This is a genomic window from Paenibacillus amylolyticus, from assembly GCF_051136285.1.
Lineage (GTDB): Bacteria > Bacillota > Bacilli > Paenibacillales > Paenibacillaceae > Paenibacillus > Paenibacillus amylolyticus_F.
The window spans coordinates 516,559-537,150 of record NZ_CP194938.1; the positions used below are offsets into that span (position 1 = coordinate 516,559).

Here is a 20,592-nt window from a genome sequence, read left to right on the forward strand (position 1 = left end):
TTATATTGTTTAATGGATTTGTATATCTTCGGTTTTGAGGTTAGAAGTATACATTCCATATTTCGGACGTTTAGAGGATCTCTCCATTCGATTCAATGACTTGTTTGTACCAGTAGAATGAATCTTTGCGTGTTCTATCCAGCGAACCATGACCCGCGTTGTCTTGATCAACATAGATAAAGCCATAACGTTTACCCATCTCGGATGTAGAGCAGCTGATAATATCAATGGGTCCCCAGCTGGTGAAACCCATTAGTTCCACACCGTCAGCTACCGCTTCTTTCATCTGCTCGATGTGGCTACGCAGGTAATCAATGCGATAAGGATCATGTACAGATCCGTCCTCTTCGAGCGTGTCCGTAGCGCCGAGCCCGTTCTCTACGATAAAGAGCGGCATACGATAACGATCATACAACCGGTTCAGCGCGATGCGAAGACCGATTGGATCGATTGGCCATCCCCACTCCGTGGCTTTCAGATGCGGGTTTTTGATCTGACTTACCAGCATACCAGAGTTGCTGTTGTCGTTCGGATCGTATTTACCGATATACGTCATGTAATAACTGAATGCAATAAAGTCAACGGTATTGTCGCGGATAATCGCATCATCTTCAGGTTCTTTCACCAGTTCAATGCCTTGCTCTTTAAAATATCTTTGCATGTAGGACGGGTACTCACCACGCGCCTGTACTTCCGGATAAAACAGGTTCATCTGATCTTCCTTCATGGTTTGCAGAGCATCTTCCGGTTTGCTGGATGCAGCGTATGTCTCCAGACGGCAGATCATACAGCCGATTTGGGCATTAGGCATTTTTTCTTTACCGCTTTTTACAGCCAGCGCACTAGCTACAAACTGATGATGTGTTGCCTGATAGGCTACCTGCTCCGGTGTACCTTTGATTTTATCTTCCAAAATTCCGCCGCCCGTATACAAGCTGGTCAGCATCATATTCATTTCATTAAAGGTGATCCAGTATTTTACTTTGTCTTTGTAACGATCAAACAGTGTGTTCGCAAATTTCAAATACAAATCAATCATCTCACGGCATTCCCAGCCGTTGTATTTGCGGGTTAACTCAATTGGCATTTCATAGTGTGAGATTGTGACCAGCGGCTCAATGCCATATTTCAACAATTCATCAAACACTTTATCATAGAAGGCAAGCCCTGCTTCATTTGGAACGGTTTCTTCTCCTGTCGGGAAAATTCTCGGCCAAGCGATGGAAAGACGGAATACTTTGAACCCCATCTCGGCAAACAATGCGATATCTTCTTTGTAACGGTGGTAGAAATCTACCCCATTGCGCTTCGGAAAATACACATTCGTACTGCCACTTAAATACTGTTCCAGTTCAACGGAGTTTACGTCAAACGTAAAATCTTTACCATTGCGGTCCTCATGCGGAATATATGGCGCCATGTCAGAGGTGGAAAGTCCTTTGCCGTCAGCATCAAATGCGCCTTCTAGCTGATTGGCAGCGGTAGCTCCGCCCCATAGGAATCCTTTAGGGAATGTGTGTTTTGTTGGTTGTGTCATGATGGTTTCTCTCCTTTTTTGTGTAAATATAACGTTAGATTTTAAAACTCACTGTACAATAGAAATCCTTCATTCGTTTTGTAATAAGCTTTTAACGAACGGTGAGCAGCAGCAATTCATTCATTGGAATCACCCCCTTCACCTGAACAGGGACTACATCAAGATAATCTGGCGTGTTGGCGACAATGACCGGGGTGATCAGATCTATACCTGCAGCTTGAATGCTCTCGATATCAAACTCCAACAGTAAATCTCCCTTGTTCACCCTCTGTCCGGTAACCACCTTTGCGTCAAAAAACTGACCTTTAAGTGACACGCTATTCAGTCCAACATGAATGAGAATATCGATTCCACTGGAGGAAGTCAGCATAATGGCATGTTTGCTCTTGGCAATCATTGTGACCGTTCCCTCAAAAGGTGCCGTTACACGGCCCTCTTTTGGATAAATAGCAATGCCTTTTCCCGTCATTTCTTCTGCAAACGTAGGATCAGGCAGTTCTTTAAGTAAGACCAGTTCACCAGTAAGCGGGCTGAATATTTCCCCTTTCTTTTCCTCAATCGAATGAACGCTTACAGGCGGGGGTGCAAGTTCTCGATTAGACCGATCTGTTGTTGGAGCTATAGTCGCTTTTTCTTCTGTTAACTCAGCTGCGCTTCCCTGCTCGGAGGAACTTGGCACAGCAGCTTGCTGCGTATTCGGTTCATCCCACTTAAGCAACAAGGTCACTGTAAAGGAAACAACAAAGCTGATGCCCACACCGATGAGTGCATACCAGAAATTCGCCATGCCCCCATTTGGACCAATGTATAAAGGCAGGGACAACAGACCCGGAACGGCAAAACCGAAACATTTTAACCCTACTGCTGTAATAAATCCACCGCCGGCTGCACCACCGATGATCGAAGCATAGAACGGCTTTTTCAGCTTCAACGTTACACCATAGATTGCAGGTTCTGTGATGCCCAGAAAAGCAGATATACCGCTGGATAAAGCAATCGATTTCATTGATTTGTTTTTGGTTTTGAGGAATACTGCCATTACGGCGCCAGCTTGACTCATATTAGCTACAAGGTTAAGCGGCAGTAACAGCACGTCGTAACCGAGCTTGCTCAAATTCTGTAATGTTCCCGGGAAAAACGCATAATGCATACCCGTCATAACGATCACTGGCATAAGTCCGCCTAGCACGATTCCTGTTAATGGGCCCGAGTGAGCAAAGAGCCAGGATGTACCGATCTCCAGATAGATGCCGATGTAATTACCAAGCGGCCCGATGGCGATTAACAGAATCGGAACCGTAATAACCAGCACGATCATTGATGTGAAAATCACCTTAACCGGACCAGGAATGAAGCGATCCACCCAGCGATGTACATAACTGAGAAGCCAAACTCCGAGGATAATCGGAATGACAAATTGGGTGTAATTCACGATTGACACGGGCAGTGACAGAAAACGAATCGGTTCCAGATGATTTTCCAAATATGCATTCAAAATGGTCGGGTATAATAATGTGCCTGCGAGGGTCAAGGCGATATATTCATTGACTTTAAACTTCCGTGCAGACGATACCGCAAGCAGGAAAGGCAAGAAATAAAAAGCCGCATTGGCTATGGACGCCAAAATCTGATATTCACCACTCGTCTCCTGAATCGCTCCCAAAGTCACAAGTAATGCGAGAATCCCCTTAAGCATCCCGGTGCCTACAATCGCTGGCAAAATCGGGGTGAAAATGCCCGAGATTGTGTCCAGTACTGCATTAATGCCTCTTGAACGTGGCGGTTCTGCTTCTGTCTGTGTTGTACCACCTTGTTTCAACTGATCCTCCAACTCTTCATAGACGGCAGCAACTTTGTTGCCAATCACAACCTGGAACTGATCGTTTTGGAATTGTGCCCCAAGGACACCATCCAGTGTACGAATCTGTTCAAGTTGCACTTTCTTTTCTTCACGCACATTAAAGCGCAATCGAGTGATACAATGCCAGGCTTGTGTAATATTTTCCTGCCCTCCTGTTAAACGGATGATTTCTTTGGACAACTCCTGGTGATTCATGCTGCTTCCTCCTTTTTTGGCGAAAAAAAAACCAAATGTAAACCCGCCCCGCTACAGTAGCGAAATCGGAAACATTTGGTGGTGCCTGATCGTATCAGTAACACTCCATATTGAATTCAACTTGGTGATGGTATCCCTTCCAAAAGCTGTATTGAGATCAACCCGCATCGGTACGGGATGTCACTCTCTCGATGTGAATCATAAGGTATACCATCTCATCGGGAGTAATTGTGAATCCGCGCTGTTGCTCCATTGCCTCCTTGATTTTGAGTGCGCATTGGAAACTATCAGGATAACGTTCCGACAATACATCATATAAAAACTGCTGATCCTTGAATGAGAGCACCTCCCGGTTCATTTGCCGAACGATGAAGTACCTCAGATGAGTGATGAATCTGGAAAAATCAGCAGACTCCTGATTCAATACCATTCCAAAATGATCTGTCATGATCCCTAAAATATCATTAATCATCTGTGTAATCTTGATCGTCTGGTTCATGCTACCGGAATCAAATTGCGAATTCACAAAATGAAGAGCAATGGAACTGGCCTCACCAGCAGGCAAAGTAACTAGAAAAGCTTCATTAATCCGTTGCACTGCCAATTCTCCCGCACGGTATTCCGCAGGATACAGGTGGCGGATATCCCAGTGAAGCGGATTTTGCATATCCACGCCTTTTCTGAAACGATCCAGAGCAAAATGAATATGATCTGCAAGCGTTAATAGAATGGAGTCATTCAGCTTTTTTCCGATCATCTCCCTGCCTTCTTCTATAATTTGATCCGTGATATCGATAACTTGCAGAGGGATATCGTTTAGAAATTGCTCAACTCGCTGATATTTATCATTCGAGCCGATTCGGAACGTTTTCTGTATCTGACTTTGCTCGATGGGCTGTCCCTTTACTTTTTTGAAGCCTACACCCGTCCCAATGACAATGACTTCACAGCCTTCGGCGTCTTCCGCCAGAGCGATGTTGTTGTTTAACGATTTTTTGAACCTCATGATGTTCTCACCCCCTATATGCAAAAAGCACCACCCTGGTCCGATACACAAGCAAACAAACTTGTGATATCCAGACTGTGGTGGTGCCTGATCGAATCAGTGACACTCCTTATTTAGCTGTATTCTAAACCAGCTATGTAATCGTTGTCAATACCATAACTCTGGAATGATGATCTGTTTCGTTTAAGTCAGTTGCTGCACTGTCTTATATAAATTGATAACAAAAGCCACTTTTTATACATTCGGAGTTTTGTTTTCCCTGGCCTCATCATAATAGTATCGAATTAAAATGTCTTGATCGTAGTTGCCAAACCCTTTGCCAAATAGCGTAACCCCCCCTCGGTCTGCTGCACCTTCTTCCGGCTTCAATCCAAACGTCCAATAGGTAGCTGTTTGCAGTTTCAGGTCCGAGATGGAAACATCCGAGATACGCTGACCATCGATAAACGTACCTTCATCATTGATACGAAGCACCTTCAGCACGCCATACTGATTAACATCTAACTTCCACCACAATGGCGTATGTTTACCTTTCCGATCTCCGAAGTCACCCGGGCTTGTCCATGTACCGAGATCATTACCGTTAAGCGTAAAACGGATATCTGATGGCCAGTTTTCATTGACCTTGGGCGCCTCCGAACTAAGTTCGAGTGAGATCTCAATCTCCCGAAGATACTGATCATTATGCAGATAATTGGGAATCTTATATTCCAGAAAACCTCGTGCCATCCAAAGAATTGCCGCGTTAACGCGATCGGGGTCCATGAAACAGGCGGGTGTGTCATATTGTCCGATCATTTGAGTCGTCGTTGCGAGCCCGCAGGTCGGCCATGCTTCATAATCTGTGTAATGCCCAACCGGGATGGATACTTCATGATAAGAAGCATCAGCGGGCTCGGCTGGCGACAATTGGATGGTCATAAACTCCTGCACGATAAAACAATATTTATAAGTCCCGCCATTCTCCCGTTTCATTCGGCTGCCTACAATGCCTGCCTTCTGCAACTTGCTAACATGTGTGCTCACAATGGCTTTGCTCAAATAAAGCTCTTGAGCGAGAGCATTAATATGCATTTCTCGGTTTTGCAGCAACAGGCGCACAATATTTAAACGGGCTTCACTGGCTAATGCCTCATAGATAAGCAGCGAAGATGCATCTGTTCCAAGCATCATAGAATCCACTTCCTTGATTTATATTCGATATCTCATTGGTGATCCAGCTTCTGTTCTGTGGGTTAATTCGATCTTGTTTATAAAGGGTTAGGATTCGCTATTTAGCGAACTCTGTAAAATGAACTTGCTCTGTATATTCGCATTATGATACATATTAGATAACAAATCAAATATATTGATTTTGCTTTTAGACGAATTCAATATAGGTTAGCGACATCATATGACACGACAAACGATGATATGGAATCACAAACCAAACTTATGGAGGTTTTCATTATGCTTAAATCCAAAATGCTGATCGATAAAGATTTTCAGATTGCTGAAGTAGACCCGCGTGTCTACGGTTCATTTATAGAACATCTGGGACGTGCCGTATATGGTGGTATTTATGATCCAGGTCATCCAACTGCGGATGCACAAGGCTTCCGTCAGGATGCGATTGAAGCGATTAAAGCACTCAATGTGCCCATCGTTCGTTATCCGGGCGGCAATTTCGTATCCGGTTACAACTGGGAAGATGGAGTTGGTCCAGTAGCTGAACGTAAACGCAGACTTGAGCTGGCATGGTGGACGATTGAAACCAATGCAGTGGGCACGAACGAATTTGCAGATTGGGCCAAGCTGGCAGGTACGGAAGTAATGATGGCTGTTAACTTGGGAACCCGGGGTATCGATGCAGCCCGAAATCTGGTTGAATACTGCAACCACCCATCCGGCACATACTGGAGTGACCTGCGTATCTCTCACGGATACAAAGACCCGCATAAATTCAAAACATGGTGCCTGGGTAATGAAATGGACGGTCCTTGGCAGATTGGTGCGATGACTGCGTATGAATATGGACGAATTGCCAATGAAACAGCTAAAGCGATGAAATGGGTTGATCCGGAGATTGAACTCGTTGCATGTGGCAGCTCCAGCCGTGACATGAAAACATTTGCAGATTGGGAAGCAACCGTGCTCGATCTTACCTATGAAAATGTAGACTACTTGTCTCTGCATCAGTATTACAATAACAACAAAGACAACACGTATGACTTCCTGGCGACCTCGCTGGATCTGGATCAATTTATTGATAGTGTGGCTTCGATCTGTGATTTTGTACAAGCGAAGAAACGTAGCAAAAAGAAATTGATGCTCTCTCTGGACGAATGGAATGTCTGGAAATCTATTGGCACTAGCCGTATGGAAGAACGCTGGCAGATTGCGCCTCCTGAGTTCGAAGATGTGTATACGCATGAAGATGCACTGGCAGTAGGCTGTTATCTGATTACCATTCTTAAACATGCTGACCGTGTAAAAATGGCTTGCCTTGCGCAGTTGATTAACACGATTGCACCAATCATGACCGAAAATAACGGAGCAATCTGGTTACAAACGACGTATTTCCCGTTCCTGCACGCTTCCAACTTCGGACGTGGAACCGTGTTGCGTTCTATCACATCTTCACCTAAGTACGATTCCAAAGATTTTACGGATGTACCTTATCTCGAATCCATCAGTGTACATGATGAAGAAAATGGCACCATCACAATCTTTGCGGTGAACAGACATCTCGATGAGTCAATGGAACTGAATATTGATCTTCGTTCCTTCGGAGAAACAACATTTGTGGAACACATTGTCCTGGAAAACAACGATCTGAAAGCAAGCAACACCAAAGAAAATCCACGTAACGTGTTGCCTCACAACGGCGGACATACAACCGTGGATCAAGGTAAAGTACAAGCTGTACTGAGCAAAGCGTCATGGAACGTGATCCGCTTGAAAACCAAACAAGCTTAATCGCGCAAGATCAAAAAGGAGCTGTCCCAAAAGGGTACCGACGGATAAGCCAGTCCCAAACGTTGAACGGAAAAGCCTTCAAAACCACCGCTAAAGTGGGTTTGAAGGCTTCTCTCTTGCTTGAACTCCTGTCTAAAGTGGGGGCTGAAAAATCATAACATGACTTTTGGGACAGCCCCTTTAACCTTGTGTTTTGTTGTATTAACAGCACTAACCAACCAGAGTGTGTCTGAATACGCTGGAGGAACCCAATTTTGCTGAATTTTTGTTCCATGCCAGGAAGTTTACCGCAGGCGTGCCGGAGCACGTCAGCAGCAGGGTCGAAAAGACGGTAAAAGATGCACTTCAGTGAGTTTCAAGACAGATTCTAGTATGTAGCTTAAATTCTAACGATCTCAGCGGAGCTTATTTGGCTCTATTGAGGTCATTTTTTATTCTAACGATCACAGCAGACGCTATTTTGGACAATTCGGCTTTTTTCAAGGTGAGATCTCGTGTTTTCAACAAAATAAGCTCTCTCAGGATCGTTAGAATTTTCAAAGCTCAATATCTATCCAAATCAGCTTCCTGGTGATCGTTAGCGCTTTTGGCTCGAAAAAACTTCCCTTTGCATGAAGTACGGAGAGCAACTTGCTATGATTAAAGAAATCTATCCTACATGTTATCTTACATTCTGCTTTTAAAGTTAATCGAACAGGCTTTGAGGATCATTTCTTGTTCCTGAAGAAATCGAACTTGATTACATAATCAAATAGTGACGTAATCGCAATCGCTCCAAGCGGTAACAATAAGTATACCCACCGGAGATTATTGGGAGATTCACCAGGTGGGGCATCCGTTAAAAAAGTATATAAAACAATGCAATATACTATGGCGACTACAATACCTGTTATGTTTCTGTTTTTCATTGCTGTATCCCACCTCTTGATCATAGAAATGTATTGCATATTGTATTTTACCTAAAAATATCATAACACTTATTTGGAATAATTTATCACTAATACTTAATAATACTCCAGCTACTCTAAAAGTCTGAATTCACTGAAGCTAGTTCCCTCTATTGAATCTTTATCATATTCCAGAAAAAACTTAAACGATAAAAAAGCCGCTATAATAGCGACTTAGGAGCGCTTACTTATCTTCTCTCCTTCTTACTACATCAACATGTTCTCGACACTACACTTGTTTACTCTTGTTACCCCCGTTGGGTTTCCGCTTCAGCTTCAGCCTCGTTTGCTTGAGCCTGGCTTGCAGGTGACACCAAACCTTGCACAGCACCCATAAACGGCTGGATTTGTTTAATCATGCCGTAGCCCATTTTCACGACAGGCACAAAACGCTGAATCATACCGAATAGACGCATACCGCCTCCAAGCATACCTCCGAAAGATCCTGCCCCGCCCAGTCCACCTAATAAAGAGCCCATCATCGGCATGAAAGATGACACTTGCGCTTGACGCGACGATCTACGGGAAGTTACTCGAGATGGAACGGATGACTTGCGGGAATGATTGACCTTTTTTCGGCTTGGGGAGGATGCGCTTTTACTTGCCCCGGTTGATTTGGATTTCATTTTACGAGTATTACTCCGTACAGCACCTGTTTTTCTTCCTGGAGTCGTTGAAGTTTGTGTTAATTTCCCTCCTCCGATAAGCTCTACGCCCTCGTTACTCACGCCAGAGATGTACCCGATGTACGTCTCACCATTATGAAGAGTCACGCAGACCGGACGATCCTTGAATCGTTTTGCCTTGACGTGTATTTCATTGGTCTTAGCCATGGAATTCACCTCACTCAACTTGATCTACTTTAATCTACGCGTTGGGTGGACGACTTGCCTGTGCGAATAGCGCATCCATGTGCTGAAAACAGGAAGATACAGGTACTGTCAACAAGGCTCATACCACACGTCTCACTATACCCAACCTAAATCATAAACAGCATTAACCGTCAGCAAAAAACCAACGATACCTACAATCCAGGCTGTAGCGTTCTGTGCATTGTTCCAAGTTCAAGTCCAACCGCGGCCAGGGCAAGCCCAATAAGTATAGTAATAGAGCTTCTGCTGGAAACCGTTTCTCCCGTAACACGCGCCCTCCATTTTAAAATATAACCTTCCCCACTTACTGCACGTTCCGCCGCACGTGCACGAGATTTTTTTGTATCCATGAGTTGGCTTATGACCATTAACAATATACCTATCACCAGTTGTCCTAACAGAAAGGGCTGAGATTCCAGTAGGGGTGCATATTGGTTCACAAATGAATCCGTTCCAAACATGATGATGAGGCCTATAACAAAGTAACACCCGGACACTGTGAATAAATAGATCAAAAACCGATCTACTCGAACACGCCCGGGTGTCATCAGTAACCAGATAGGAATTAAAAGAGTACCCACACTTGTTGAATCAATTAATGCCAGCAATACAAGAGTAGATAATAGTGCTGTCAACGTCATTGTGTTCCTCGCTCTCTTTGTCGTTTTAACTTGCTTACTAGAACAAAATGTAGAACATAGAACAGAACCCTCACATGCAAAGTGCAGTTATCCTGGCCCCAGCTGGGACTTCTTCTCACAGACAGCCTTTGCACCGCTCCCTCGGGACTTATGAGATGCAACTAATTCCCCATCATACCAAATGGAACAGCTTATCCAACTTGCACTGTCATCTGCTTTTGCCCTAACGCGAGTTGAGAGCAGAGGAATAAACGTATCTTTGGGAATAATAAATCTCTCTTGATATGGAACTTCAATCGTATCCCAATATACACTCTCCGGATTTTTCCGAGCATTAATCTCTACTTCCAGATTAGCTGCCGATTTAACATCACTTTCAACAAGCACCTCAACGACGATTCCATCGGAATCATGCGCTGTATTTCGTTTGGACTCTTCACGAGTCAGTTCATCATTCACTGTATTTGCTGTCATTCCACACGCAGTTAATAACATGAGCAGACCTGAGAACAAGAAAGGAACCCATCTATTCTTACGTTTAATGCCGTTTTGTTTACTTCCCTTCATGAGCGTTCCCCTCTCTTTCTTTGAGAAAAAAGCGGATCATCTCATCAATGTAAGACATGAATTCATGATCCATGCCCAATACCACGGGCTCAGCAGCATCTCCTGGTTTAATAAGCTCCCAATATTTATCAAGCAGTTTTTCATCACGATCAAATAGCTCTAACGCCATCTCATACAATTGGCCAGCAATGGCCTGGACTTCCGAAGAATAAGGAGATAAAGACATCATCGATTGTACACGTTGAAAAATAGTTAAAAGTTCTTCCATTCGCTTATCGCCACTTCCAAGAATAGGGAGACGATTCAGTATATCCATTTCCCTTGATGATAACTCTAAATCATCACTGAATTCGGGACGAATTATCCCTTCAGAGAGCGGCCGATCTTCCATTTGGGAAATAATTTGCAATAAACTTTCGAGATCGCTCATTCCTCCAAATTTCAACGTATGAAGGGTTGATCGAAGATAATATTGCTTCCGGCTTAACTCTTCTTTTTTCAGTTCAATCAGCTCTATTTGTTCGTTTAAAGAGGTCACCCAGTTTTCATGTTCTCCCTTATTTTCTTGGTTCTGAAACAGTTCTTTAATCTGTTCTAATGTATAGCCAATGGACTTCAACAGAAGAATTTTTTGCAGGCGAAGAATGGCACTTTCATCATAGTATCGATACCCATTTTCCGTAATGAGTGTCGGTTGTAACAGCTCGATCTGTTCATAATAATGAAGTGTTCTTTTACTGATATTTGTTTTTTTTGCTAATTCACCGATCAGGATCATGCTCACCTCTCCTTCCTGAGAACATTATAAACAATAACGTGTACGTTAGGGTAAAGCCCTAAAATCTCAATGAATGACCACTTCTCAACAAAAACAAAAAAAGACGATGCTGGCATCGTCCCCGCTGTGATACAGTCCTTCTCTCTCCTTGAATTTTTATTCTATCGATGTGCTTGCTGTACCTTGGTATAATATCTTTCATATTCCTTGGTCATCGTGTACCGATTAATTCCTTTGCTAACCTGCACGGCCTTCGCGGCAAACACCTCGGCTTGCTGGTGATGATTCAGCTTACGTTCAATTTCGGCTAGAAGTGCAAAACGCATCCACTCTCTTTTGATGGAACTTAAATGCTCTTTGGCTCGTTCACTCTCCCATTCCTCAATAAGGATGAATGTTTCGTAATATGTACGGTAATCGGATTTGCGCATCTCGCGCACAGCTTTTCTTACGGTAAACAAATCCTTACGGTAAGCACCATAGGCTGCCTGATAGTTGGATTTTGTTGACTTGCTGGCCGACGTATTACTCATCAGCTTTTCCATCGTTAACTCAACTTCTTCGTCCAATCTGTTGGCTGTTGCATAGAAAATATAAATGTAAGGCGTGCTTTGTTTTTTTCGTAAAAAAGATTCCAAGCGATCCATGCGCGTTTCCCAGGCCATCGGATATAAAATATAAATACTAAAAAAAATAAGTACTGCGAAAAGCGAAGTGCTAAACACTAGAAATATCGATTGATCATTCAATAACATCACAACTGCATAAACAAAAACTGCAGCATAAAAAACGAATTCCCGCCTGCTCATTCCCAGCTTTCAATCCTTTCCAAATGGTTTTAAAAAAAAATGGTGATGAAGTTATTATTATACCAGAAGTAAAACGACCTTCTGGGACAAAATCTTTAATTTCGGTTCGTACGATTTGATATGCGAACTAATTATCGATATAGTGTGAATCAGTTCACACTATCTGTGGAGGTGAGTAATCTATCCCTAAAAATTCGTTCTTTCGTTTAGAGGAAGCAAGGCGTGAGGAAATATCTGATAGCGCTATGCATCTTTTTGTTGATCATCCATACGAGGATATAACGATGAAGATGGTTTTCGATCGTTTGTCTATGCATCCCGGAACATTTTATCGATATTTTAAGGACAAAGATGATCTTTATTGTCTCTTAATACGTAATGTGACCCAGAAAAGAGCTGCGTATTTTAATAACAATAATGAGGATTTCCTTAACCAGTTTTTCCTCACCAGCTTATTTGGAAACGTTAATGGCATGGTTACCGAGCCACTGAATGAGTTGGAAATCAAACTCACAGAAACATTTTTAAATATTCCTGAGAACGTTTTACTTAAAGTGTATCTGAATGTGCTAAAGGGCCAATCATTCCCCTTAATGAAAGATATTTTACGCCGAATGAGGGTTGACGGTTATCTCCGACCTGATCTTGACGATGATTTGATTTCTTTTATGTTTGAGTCCATGCAGTTTAATTTAGTCATGTTTTTCAGAGAATTTGATATTAAGGATTCCAAACTGCAGCTCAAGATTAGCAGGTACTTTAGTGATTTTATGGGTCATGGACTGCTTGAAGATCATAAATATGCTGAAGTGGTTAGCGATTTCACGAAAGCCAAGGAGTAGATATGAATTAGGGGGGAACACGAAGATGAAAACCTATGACTCATTTCCAGAGCCTATTGGCGGATATACGGTCGGTCGAACCCAGATGGACTTTGAGTATACAGCATCAGATGACTCCATAAGAGAACTGACGGCCTTTGTATACTATCCTTCCGACAGCTGCGAAGATAAGTCGACTTCCACATCCATGTTTCCCGAAGTTTACAAAATGTTTACTGAGCAACCTCTTTTCACTGCATATCTTGAAGGGAAGGAATTTTTCTCTATAGATATCAAGACCCAGTGTTATGACAGCCTTGCTCTCTCCGGGAAACAAAAGCGCTATCCGGTTTTGTTCTATGTTTGTGGCGGTGGTGGTTCTCCAGAATGGGGTACCGTGATCTGCACAGACCTGGCAAGCATAGGATATGTTGTGGTAAGCATCTGCCATCCAAATAGCACGATGTATAAGCGAAAAGATGGGCGCCTGTTTAATGTATCCAAGGATTTTTCGGATGTTATTATGGCGTTTTCTGAAGATCCGGAGATGCTGGCGTTAGCTGGTAAAATGGAGATGCGGCCTGACGATGAAACGGCCATTGAGATGTGCCGTAACGTGCTTGCACTTCCGATCCTTGCCAAGTTAACAAAGTATAGTGAATTACAGGCAGAGGATGTAAGATATGTGGCCGATTATCTTTACAATCTGGACACTGGAGAGTTGAATTCCATCTTTAAGGACCGACTGTTGCTAGACATTGGCATTGGCATGGGCATCGTCGGACATTCTTATGGAGGGCTTACGACGGCGATGATTTGCCGGGACGACAACCGGTTCGCCTGTGGGATTGGCCTAGATAGTGGTGCGTTCGGCCTTCTTGACAGCGACCTTAAAAAAACCTTCTTGCTCCTGTTTTGTGAACCAAACTATAACATGAATGCGATAATTGGCGCTAACAACAGCATGGAAACCTTTTATTTCTCTGTTGACCGTGTTGCGCATTTAGATTACTGCGACATCTTGTTTACTCATGTTAATGAGAAACTCAGAGGCGAACGGGATGCCATGGAGATGCGAAATCTCGTTACAGATTATACGAAGAACTTTTTTGATCAGTACATACTGCAGAAGGCAGCAAATGTGGAAAGTCTGGCATACGATGGCGTGGACTTGATCAAGAAGAACAGCAACAAGTGAAATAACACACTTGAACGCCACATAAGATCACAGAGTTAAATCAATAAAAGCATAATTTAGCATAAAAAGACCGTGTACCTATATGATACAAGCTCTTTTCTATACAATGGCCTTGAACATGACGCAGTACAAATTACAAATTGACCCTTTGAGACTCTCTCCATATTTTTAACCTAATAGCGTTTTTAAATGACATCTTTACAACGCCTTTTTCGTCAAAAATTCCTCGATCTCATCCATATAACCTTCCGTAGTTATACTTCTTGGGGCAAACAGAAAACGCAGTCCCATTTTCCATTCGGACCCGGCGATGGAGGTCGGTAACATGGAATGTTCCGTATGTTGGAACGTTTTTATATGAAGTAAATAAGAGGGGTGGATCTCTTGACGATAGGTATGCTCCGTATCTTGAATGTCCACATTAACGTCATCTTCTCCAAGCAGCAGCAACACCGGACTTTTGAAATAACGCAGACTCTCGGTAGCATCCGAATTAAAGTTTTTGCTGACAAAGCTCCAGCGTTCGCGGGACATCGGTTCTTCGCCTTTTCGAATATGCTTGGTATATTCCTCATAAGTGCCATAATCTTTTAAAATATCTTTAATCTGACTATCGTATTTCACCTGAGCTTCAATCTCCTGTTGTGTATGCCCGTCCTTGGCCATCTGACTCCGCGTATTGTATTCCCCTTGCTTCAGCCAATTGATGGCTGGTGAGACCAGAATGCTGAATGCGAGCTGTTCCTTGCCTGCAAGCTTGGGAATGACCCAGCCGGCCTGACTTGCTCCCCATACACCAATCCGGGAACCGTCAATCATCGGCTGTTGTTTCGCCCAAGCGATTGCCTGCTGCGCCTCAATAACACGGTCATCGATACTCTGATCCAGCCAGTTTCCTTCTGAACCTCCAATACCACGTTTGTCCAGTGACAAGGATGCATAACCGAGCGAGGCAAGGCGTTCCCACAGCGGTTTGTAACCTTCACTATGCGTTGCATCGATGGGACCATCTCCGTGGATAAAGAGCACCATGCCAAGTTTTTCTGTCCCGGTATCCTTTTTAGGCAGTGTGAGAATACCTGTTAATTTCCCTTGCGGGGTATGAATCTCCACGGATCGCTCGACCATGTTATAGTCCTGCTGTGCAACGATATATGCACCTGTACCCGCAAATAATACAATGATGATAAGGAATGAAATCCAGATTTTTTTGTGTTTAAACATATGCGGTTTCAATGTTGTTGTCTCCTTTGCGGGTCATGTAGTTCCATTGATGTTCACCAAGCAGCAGGGCAGTTAACAAGCTGTTCGTGCTGTTTTGTTTGCGAAAATGATACCGTTCATACATCTGCATCGCTTTCTGGTTCTGACGAGCTACATGCAGACTGAGATAAGTTAGCTGCTTCGTTTGAAGCATATATTGCTGTGCCCGTGCGAGCAGCTGTCTGCCCACACCTTTCCCTTGACGATGTGGATGTACAACGATGTCTTCGATATAACACTCTCCTGCTTCAGGCTCATGTTTGAGCAGATGTATACATGACATGATATGAAGCAACCTCCAGCACCCGGTGTGACTGCGCATGCTCCACCATTGAATCGGGGCAGTATCAACCTTTCGGACAATCTCATGTCCCTTCCACTTCAGAGCCATCGTACCTATGAGCACATCATTCTCCAGCGCTGCGAACCGCACACCAACTGCCTGATGCGGACTGGAAAGTAATAATTGCTCAAAGACTAAAGCCAGGTCCGCTGTAGATATGGAAGATGATTTCTGGAATTTGTGTCCGAATCCATATGCCATCAGCTGTGCCGCAGCCGGATACAGCTCAGAAGTTATAGGTTGGATTCGAACGAGATTCGTTTGATCAAGTCTGCTGTTCATGAGATTCGTCTCGCTGAGATCTGTGTTGAACAGATGGCTCATTACTCGTTCGCCTCCGGATTCGAAACATACGAGAGAAGCTCATAATGGAGCAGTTCTGGTGTGAACAGGGATAAGTATGATTTTTCCACCATGATCAACGGCCCTGAGCATAGGTAACCCATATCTTCAGCATAAGCATAGAGCTCCTGAATGGTTGTGGCGAGTTGTTCTTCATTTTGTACAAAAAGCGTACGGGACAGATATGCACCGGCAGGCAGCATTAAATCACTCTCCCTTTTCTCTCCTTGCGTATACAAGCCGACGATGCCTGAATCGTTGTACACATAATGAATATCCGCTTCGAACAGATTGGAAATGTTGCTCCGGTACTCGACTAACTTTTGGGTACTCAGACTTTCAGCATCCTGCATCTCAAACCACAGAGACAATGGAACTTCATCACGGTGAATGATCCTATACGCATCTTTCTCTGTCTGGGAGGATCTCTGAAAAATGGACTCTTTTTCCTCAAGTAACTTCTCAATAAAATGTTTGGTGTCCTGCAGCCTTCGGATCTCCGCCTCTGTATTGGTCAGCGCCTGACGAAAAATCGGAGTGATCTGCTCTGCATTAAGGTGGGACAGGCATTCTTGAATCACTTGCACAGACAAGCCCATCTTACGCAGCAACAAAATATGAGCTAAACGGTACACCTCATCCATTCCATACATTCGATATTGATTTTCACCGGTATATGCTGGGGTCAGCACCCCTTTTTCTTCAAAATAACGAATCTGATGTACCGATACTTGCATAAGTTTGGCCAGCTCACTAATTGTAATTTCATCCTTCATTCCACTCATCATGATCTCCACCTTTGTTGTCCTATCTGTGAACAGCATAAACCCTAGGTCAAACCTAAGGTCAAGACTAATTTTTAATTCATTCATAATGATCCTTCGGCAATGTTGAGTTCAACGCAAAAAAAGCCGCGATAAGCGGCTTTTCATCACAGAGCTAGGCTCCTTGTTCTCCAATCATTTGCAGTTCAATTTGTTTCATCTCATAAAAATAACCCTTACGCTCCATCAACTCCTTGAACGAGCCTGTTTCGACAATCTGTCCTTGATCCATCACTATGATCTGATCCATTTGTTCAAGCCCCGTCAGCCGATGACAGATCAACAGAACGGTATCATCTGTTGCTTCTGCTAGCAGATGCTGCAATACACGTGCTTCTGTAACATAGTCCAGCGAAGAGGTCGGTTCATCGAGCAACCATATGCTCCCCTTACGCAACATAGCACGGGCCAGCGCCAGCCGCTGCTTCTCGCCATCGGACAGATTTTCTCCTTTTTCGTATACCAGATCGTTTAAGGACACATGAACTAGTTGAACGTTATGCAGTACAGCCACTAGTTGTTCATCAGAATGTTGCTCCCCGCTAAGCAGCAAGTTGTCCCGAATCGTCCCCCTGAAAAAGTGACTTTGTTGCAAAACAACATGGGTATTCTGCCAGATGCTCGCTTCATCCAGTTCATTCACCGAAATGTCGTTGAATAATACTTCACCCGAAGCCGGTGTCCGTAATTTGAGAAGTACATCGAGAATGGTTGATTTCCCTGAACCACTAGATCCAACAATGGCCGTTTTAGAGCCAGATGGAACATGCAGAGACACTTCATTCAATGCAGGTCTCCATTCTCCTTCATATTGAACAGTGACCTTGCTTAATTGGATCGCAACAGCTTCCCCATGCATAGATAACTGCCCTTTAGGCTGGGAAGCTTGTTTGTCGGATAGCCTTACCGTCTCAGCTAATCGTTTTGCAGCATGTTCGCTATCCTGCTTATACGATGGTAATACAGCCATAGCAGCAGATTCTTCAAACATGGTTTGTGTCGCCAGGATCAGCATAGCTAGAAATACACCCGCAAAGACCCCATCAGCAATAAGAAAAGCACTCAGTACAAGCACACCCCATGTGACCAGATAGGTAACAAAAATATGCATGGATTGTCCAAAAAGTAATTGACCGGCTGCCCGTTGCTGTTTGGCTGCGAGTACAGCCGAATCCTGCTGAAGCTGCTGCTCGCGCTGTGCCAGTTGTCCATATACTTTCAAATCACGGAATCCGTATAACACTTCGGTTACCTCTGTAGAGAGCTTTGCACGCTGCTGGCTCACATGCTCACTAATTTTGCGCTGTCCGATCAGTACCAGGCTTGGTACAACAAAGGCTGTAATCAGCATGCCAATGACGAGCAAACATGCAATCCAGAATGAAAAAACGGCCGTAAACAGAACGGTGCTTAAAAATACCATGACTACCATGATCGGTGGATACGCTACACGCAGAAAATAATGTTGCAAACTCTCCACATCACCAACGATGCGTGCGAGCAGATCTCCGCTTCGGTTTTTGTTGAATATCCCTGGTGTAATAGGAATAAGCTTGGCAAAAAACGAGGTGCGTAAACGGCTGAGGATGGAGAACGTCGCCCGGTGAGAAGCGAGTCGCTCTCCATAACGGCTTGCTGCACGCAGGAATCCAAGCAGTTTGACCATCGACGTGAGTACAATCAACGTGTACAAAGGCGGTGCAAATACCGTTTGCGAGATCAGATACCCACTAGCGGAGAAGAGGGCCACACCTGCTGTGCCAGCTATGAATCCGCACAGGATCGAGAGCAGAATATCTTTGCGCTCCTGCATCATGGCCTTGGACAAAACAGCTAACTCTTTCATGCGATCCCTCCTGTTCTCTGCACTTGTACCATCTCGGCATATGCAGGTACACGCTCCAGCAGTTCCTGATGAGTTCCTGAATCTGCAAGTGTACCGGCCGACATAAACCAAATCTGATCAGCATGCTGAATCGTATATAAGCGGTGAGCTACCGTAATCATCGTTGCTTGCTGTGACAATAATGCGATGGAACGTTGCAGAATCTGTTCGGTGCGCAGGTCAAGTCCAACCGTTGGTTCATCGAATAAAATAACAGCAGGCTGCTTCAGGAAAGCACGAGCCAATGCTAATCTTTGTTTTTCTCCACCTGACAACCCCCGACCCGCTTCCCCGACAGGAGTGTCCAGTCCTTTATCAAGTTGAGCAATAAGGGCAGCAAGTCCTGCGCGTTCAGCCGCCTTTTCAATGTCAGCCCGGGATACATCGCCGCCTGCACCAAGCGCTATATTTTCAGCCAATGTGCCTGCAAAAATATAAGGATGCTGTGTAATATAACTGACCTGTTTAAACCATTCTGCCTCGTGCACCTGTGAAAGCGGCCTGCCGTTCATGCAAACTTCTCCCGATGTGGGTTGTAATAACCCGGAAATAAGGTTCATCAACGTTGTTTTACCTGAACCGCTTTGGCCAACAATCGCTATATGTTCTCCAGCTTTAACCGATACCTCTCCCGTTTCAAGTGTAAATGAGCCAGGTGCATAGTGAAAACGTACATTTTTCAATTCAATGAATGACGGTATTACTAGCTTAGTTGACGATGGAACAGTCGGAAAATGTGGATGTGACGGCTTCTCCGCCTCTTCTTCGGGCGATGAAGGTGTACTCGATTGAGCGCTCTCCTCAAGCATTTGCTCAACCTTGCGAATGGCGCCCATGCTGGTTCGGCCACTGTGAAAAGCAGTCCCCGTATTTTTTAACAAGCTGTAGAATTCCGGAACAAGTAATAACACCAGAAAGGCGGTATGGAATGTCATCGATTTGAACACAAGCAGCTGAATGGCAAGTTCGAGCGCGACTATACCGATACTTAACATCACAATCGCTTCCAGCATGAAGGTGTTCGTAAATGCAATTTTCAGAATGCCCATTGTGGCATCCCGATAGCCCAGACTACTGCGTTCGATCTGCTGCTGTTGACGGCTAGCTCGTCCATATATTTTCAACGTAACCAGACCTTGAAGCGAATCCAGAAACGTACCCGAGAACTCAGCCAGCTGTGCATATTTTTCTTCGGATTTGTTCTTGGTCTGCAAGCCGACCAGAATCATAAACAACGGGATAAATGGCGCTGTACACAACAGAATCCAACCTGTATTGGCATGTAGCGTGAAGGCAACAACCAGAATCAGGATCGGAATGATCGATGCTTCCATCATGCGAGGCATATACTGACTGAAATAGCTGTCACCCTCATCCACGGCATCCAGTGCAACACTCACCTTACCTCCGGTCTGTCCCTGCAATGAGGAGAACATCGAAGCTCGGGTCAGGTTCTGCAGCACCTTGGATCTCATCTCTGTTTTGGCACGTGCAGCCATGTACAAGCCAACTTTCCCATTGCCGTAAGTTAACAGCGTGCGTAGAGCCATAACAGCCAGCAATATGCCAAGTAGCAGTGTGATGGATGAAAAAGAGGCTTTTTCCACAAAAATACGCTGCACGGCTTCGGCCATGAACACAGCCTGGGTTACCATTGCTGCACCAAGAGCCAGTGAAAAGGCCATAAGGAGAAGTCTGCTTTTCCGAAGTGAAGACATCTGCTGTTGAATCAGAAGCGATTTTTG

Annotated in this window: 18 protein-coding genes; 4 read left to right on the forward strand and 14 right to left on the reverse strand. The window is 44.2% G+C overall.

Annotated elements, in window-relative coordinates:
- Window positions 1-70: 70 nt before the first annotated feature.
- From ACR8BL_RS02355 to ACR8BL_RS02370, 4 genes are all read right to left on the reverse strand, one after another.
- The gene (locus ACR8BL_RS02355; protein WP_434751122.1) at window positions 71-1,537 is read right to left on the reverse strand and encodes a glycoside hydrolase family 1 protein; all 1,467 of its coding nucleotides are present in this window, start codon (window positions 1,535-1,537) and stop codon (window positions 71-73) included.
- A 91-nt stretch (window positions 1,538-1,628) separates the two neighbouring features.
- Window positions 1,629-3,593 carry a beta-glucoside-specific PTS transporter subunit IIABC gene (locus ACR8BL_RS02360; RefSeq protein WP_434751123.1) on the reverse strand — a complete coding sequence of 655 codons (1,965 nt, stop codon included), beginning with the start codon at window positions 3,591-3,593 and terminating at the stop codon, window positions 1,629-1,631.
- Between the two features lie 157 nt (window positions 3,594-3,750).
- Window positions 3,751-4,599 carry a BglG family transcription antiterminator LicT gene (gene licT / locus ACR8BL_RS02365; RefSeq protein ID WP_434751124.1) on the reverse strand — a complete coding sequence of 283 codons (849 nt, stop codon included), beginning with the start codon at window positions 4,597-4,599 and terminating at the stop codon, window positions 3,751-3,753.
- A 234-nt stretch (window positions 4,600-4,833) separates the two neighbouring features.
- Window positions 4,834-5,772: an ArsR/SmtB family transcription factor gene (locus ACR8BL_RS02370; protein ID WP_434751125.1), complete on the reverse strand. Its 939-nt coding sequence runs from the start codon at window positions 5,770-5,772 to the stop codon at window positions 4,834-4,836.
- Between the two features lie 276 nt (window positions 5,773-6,048).
- Between ACR8BL_RS02370 and ACR8BL_RS02375 the strand changes: the two genes are divergently transcribed.
- On the forward strand, window positions 6,049-7,557 hold the full coding sequence (locus ACR8BL_RS02375) for an alpha-N-arabinofuranosidase (RefSeq protein WP_434751126.1): 1,509 nt from the start codon (window positions 6,049-6,051) through the stop codon (window positions 7,555-7,557).
- The gene (locus ACR8BL_RS02380) at window positions 7,521-7,715 is read left to right on the forward strand and encodes a hypothetical protein (protein ID WP_434751127.1); all 195 of its coding nucleotides are present in this window, start codon (window positions 7,521-7,523) and stop codon (window positions 7,713-7,715) included. Before ACR8BL_RS02375 ends, ACR8BL_RS02380 begins: the two co-directional genes overlap by 37 nt.
- Before the next feature lie 1,037 nt (window positions 7,716-8,752).
- Here ACR8BL_RS02380 and ACR8BL_RS02385 read toward each other — a convergent pair.
- The 5 genes from ACR8BL_RS02385 to ACR8BL_RS02405 form a co-directional block, all read right to left on the reverse strand.
- Window positions 8,753-9,337, reverse strand: a complete 585-nt coding sequence (locus ACR8BL_RS02385) for a hypothetical protein (protein ID WP_434751128.1) — start codon at window positions 9,335-9,337, stop codon at window positions 8,753-8,755.
- 191 nt (window positions 9,338-9,528) lie between these two features.
- A complete protein-coding gene (locus ACR8BL_RS02390; protein ID WP_434751129.1) occupies window positions 9,529-10,011 on the reverse strand; it encodes a hypothetical protein in 483 nt (160 codons plus the stop codon).
- A gap of 93 nt (window positions 10,012-10,104) precedes the next feature.
- Complete coding sequence (locus tag ACR8BL_RS02395) at window positions 10,105-10,584, reverse strand: hypothetical protein (protein WP_434751130.1); 480 nt, start codon at window positions 10,582-10,584, stop codon at window positions 10,105-10,107.
- Window positions 10,571-11,362 (reverse strand): MerR family transcriptional regulator, encoded by a 792-nt coding sequence (locus tag ACR8BL_RS02400; RefSeq protein WP_434751131.1) that lies wholly within the window; start codon window positions 11,360-11,362, stop codon window positions 10,571-10,573. The genes ACR8BL_RS02395 and ACR8BL_RS02400 overlap by 14 nt, the downstream gene beginning before the upstream one ends.
- Before the next feature lie 161 nt (window positions 11,363-11,523).
- Complete coding sequence (locus ACR8BL_RS02405) at window positions 11,524-12,027, reverse strand: hypothetical protein (RefSeq protein ID WP_434751132.1); 504 nt, start codon at window positions 12,025-12,027, stop codon at window positions 11,524-11,526.
- A 389-nt stretch (window positions 12,028-12,416) separates the two neighbouring features.
- Between ACR8BL_RS02405 and ACR8BL_RS02410 the strand changes: the two genes are divergently transcribed.
- Together ACR8BL_RS02410 and ACR8BL_RS02415 are read left to right on the forward strand one after the other, a co-directional pair.
- Entirely contained in the window at window positions 12,417-13,013 is a 597-nt protein-coding gene (locus ACR8BL_RS02410; RefSeq protein WP_434751133.1) for a TetR/AcrR family transcriptional regulator, read from the forward strand.
- Window positions 13,014-13,038: 25 nt separating this feature from the next.
- Entirely contained in the window at window positions 13,039-14,190 is a 1,152-nt protein-coding gene (locus tag ACR8BL_RS02415; RefSeq protein WP_434751134.1) for a choline esterase, read from the forward strand.
- Window positions 14,191-14,388: 198 nt separating this feature from the next.
- Here ACR8BL_RS02415 and ACR8BL_RS02420 read toward each other — a convergent pair whose 3' ends face one another.
- From ACR8BL_RS02420 to cydD, 5 genes are all read right to left on the reverse strand, one after another.
- Window positions 14,389-15,414 carry an alpha/beta hydrolase family protein gene (locus ACR8BL_RS02420; RefSeq protein ID WP_434752986.1) on the reverse strand — a complete coding sequence of 342 codons (1,026 nt, stop codon included), beginning with the start codon at window positions 15,412-15,414 and terminating at the stop codon, window positions 14,389-14,391.
- Complete coding sequence (locus tag ACR8BL_RS02425) at window positions 15,407-16,120, reverse strand: GNAT family N-acetyltransferase (RefSeq protein ID WP_434751135.1); 714 nt, start codon at window positions 16,118-16,120, stop codon at window positions 15,407-15,409. The genes ACR8BL_RS02420 and ACR8BL_RS02425 overlap by 8 nt, the downstream gene beginning before the upstream one ends.
- Window positions 16,120-16,926, reverse strand: coding sequence for a MerR family transcriptional regulator (locus ACR8BL_RS02430; protein WP_434751136.1), 807 nt, complete (start codon window positions 16,924-16,926; stop codon window positions 16,120-16,122). Before ACR8BL_RS02430 ends, ACR8BL_RS02425 begins: the two co-directional genes overlap by 1 nt.
- A gap of 151 nt (window positions 16,927-17,077) precedes the next feature.
- On the reverse strand, window positions 17,078-18,808 hold the full coding sequence (gene cydC, locus ACR8BL_RS02435) for a thiol reductant ABC exporter subunit CydC (RefSeq protein ID WP_434751137.1): 1,731 nt from the start codon (window positions 18,806-18,808) through the stop codon (window positions 17,078-17,080).
- Complete coding sequence (gene cydD / locus ACR8BL_RS02440; RefSeq protein WP_434752987.1) at window positions 18,805-20,565, reverse strand: thiol reductant ABC exporter subunit CydD; 1,761 nt, start codon at window positions 20,563-20,565, stop codon at window positions 18,805-18,807. Before cydD ends, cydC begins: the two co-directional genes overlap by 4 nt.
- Window positions 20,566-20,592 lie beyond the last annotated feature (27 nt).